Source organism: Microbispora sp. CL1-1 (assembly GCF_012034195.1).
Lineage (GTDB): Bacteria > Actinomycetota > Actinomycetes > Streptosporangiales > Streptosporangiaceae > Microbispora.
The window spans coordinates 1-1,869 of the sequence record NZ_JAATEK010000112.1 but is presented as its reverse complement, the minus strand read 5'-3'; the positions used below and the strand labels follow the sequence as shown (position 1 = coordinate 1,869).

At 70.5% G+C, this 1,869-nt stretch carries 2 protein-coding genes; both read left to right on the top strand.

Annotated features, from left to right (window positions below):
* Nucleotides 1–295: aldo/keto reductase (locus HCK04_RS40125; protein ID WP_185949119.1), on the top strand; the 295-nt coding region annotated here is incomplete at its 5' end.
* A gap of 1,143 nt (nt 296–1,438) precedes the next feature.
* Nucleotides 1,439–1,869: hypothetical protein (locus HCK04_RS40120; protein WP_142652748.1), on the top strand; the 431-nt coding region annotated here is incomplete at its 3' end.

Genomic DNA, 1,869 nt, shown 5'->3' with positions numbered 1-1,869 from the left:
GGTGGCCGTGATCGCCGGTGGGGTGTTCAACAGCGGCATCCTCGCCGGAGGCGCCACCTACGACTACGACGCCGCCCCACCCGCCGTCGTCGAACGCGCACGAGAGCTGGGACGTATCTGCGCCTCCCACGGCGTGCCGCTCCCCGCCGCCGCCCTGCGCTTCCCCCACCGCCACCCCGCCGTCACCACCATCCTGATCGGCGCACGCAGCGCGGAGGAGGTCAGGGAAGACCTCGACCTCGCGGCCACGCCCGTGCCCGAAGAGCTGTGGAGAGAACTGGACTCTGCCCGCTGACCTTGCCCGCCGACCTTGTCGGCTGACTCCGCGGCCTGACCCTGCTGATCGACCCTGCTGATCGACTTTGTTGATGGCCCCCGCACGCCGGCAGCTCCATCGGACTGCAGCAGCAGGTCGCGGCTGCGCTCCTGCTACCCGCGGGCGACGGCGAACAGCCGGCTCATCGCGCCGTGCCGCTTGACCGGCTGGTAGTCCGTCCATCGAGGTTCCGGGGTGGAGGGAGCGGAGCGGAAGGGAACGAGGACCGCAGCGAAGGCCCAGCGGAGCGGGCTTCGTGAGGACCGGAGTTTCCTTGCGGCGCAGTGACCGACTTGCCCAAGATCCGTAGCCACCCAAAAGGCCGCAGGACCCTCCCACTCCGACCGCCCTGCTCAGTCGCGCCAGGAGCCTCGCGCCGTCCGGCCGTCCGGCCGTCCGGCCGTCCGGGTCCGATCGTCCTGCTCGGTCACGCCAGGTCTCGCGCCGTCCGATCGTTCGGGTCTGACCGTCTTGCTCGGTCGCGCCAGGAGCCTCGCGCCGTCCGGCCGTCCGGCCGTCCGGGTCCGACCGTCCTGCTCGGTCACGCCAGGTCTCGCGCCGTCCGATCGTTCGGGTCTGACCGTCTTGCTCGGTCGCGCCAGGAGCCTCGCGCCGTCCGGCCGTCCGGCCGTCCGAGTTCGACCGTCCTGCTCAGTCGCGCCAGCAGCCTCGCACCGTCCTACCGTCCCGGTTCGACCGCCTCTGTGCCAGGGCGGGACACGTGCCCGTTCTCTGCCTCGGCTGATGGTCCGTCGCTGGTGGTGCGTCCTCATCGCGGCCGGGCTCTCCCACACCCGCTGCGCCGCAAGTCTGTGGCCCCAACTGAACCGGGTCGTCCGGTTGCTAAGAGTGACATGAGCAGGAGATAATTCAAACGGGATTTCGAATCAATCGAGGAGGGTGTGATGGATCTGTTCGACATCGATCCTGAGCGCCTTCACCGTTCGAGCGATATTGACGGTGAGTGGTGGGACCGTCTGATCGCCAATTCGCCGCTGTGGTCATCCGACGGCTCGTCCGCCCGTGATCCCTTCCCGATCATCAACTTCGGGCAGCGGCAGCGCGCCGACGCGCCCGGTGCCACGAGCACAGCCAGCCCGGGCACGCATATCGATGGCGCACATGCCGCGCGTGGGGCTGCCGCTGGCGTGGACGGCGCTGGCGTTGGTGCCGCCCGTGCGGACGCTGTCGGCCTTGACGGCGCTGGCGCAGATGTCGCCAGTGAGGCCGCTGATGGTGCGGACGCTGCTGGCGCGGGCGCGGCTGCCGCCCATGAGGGTGGTGCGGACGGCGCTGGCGCGGATACCGCGCGTGGGGCCGCCGCCGGTGCGAATGCCGCTGGCATGGACGGCGCTGGCTTTGGTGCCGCGCGTGGGGATGCTGATGGTGCGGACGCTGCTGGCGCGGATGGTTCTGGCGCGGCCGGCCCGGGTGCGGGTGCGGGTGCTTCCGATGGTGTGGGTGGTCGTGATCGTGGTCGTGACCGTGGTCGGGGTCGGGGTGGTGTGCGGTCGTCGTGGGTGGTGGTGGGGTCGGTTCGTGAGGTGGCCCAA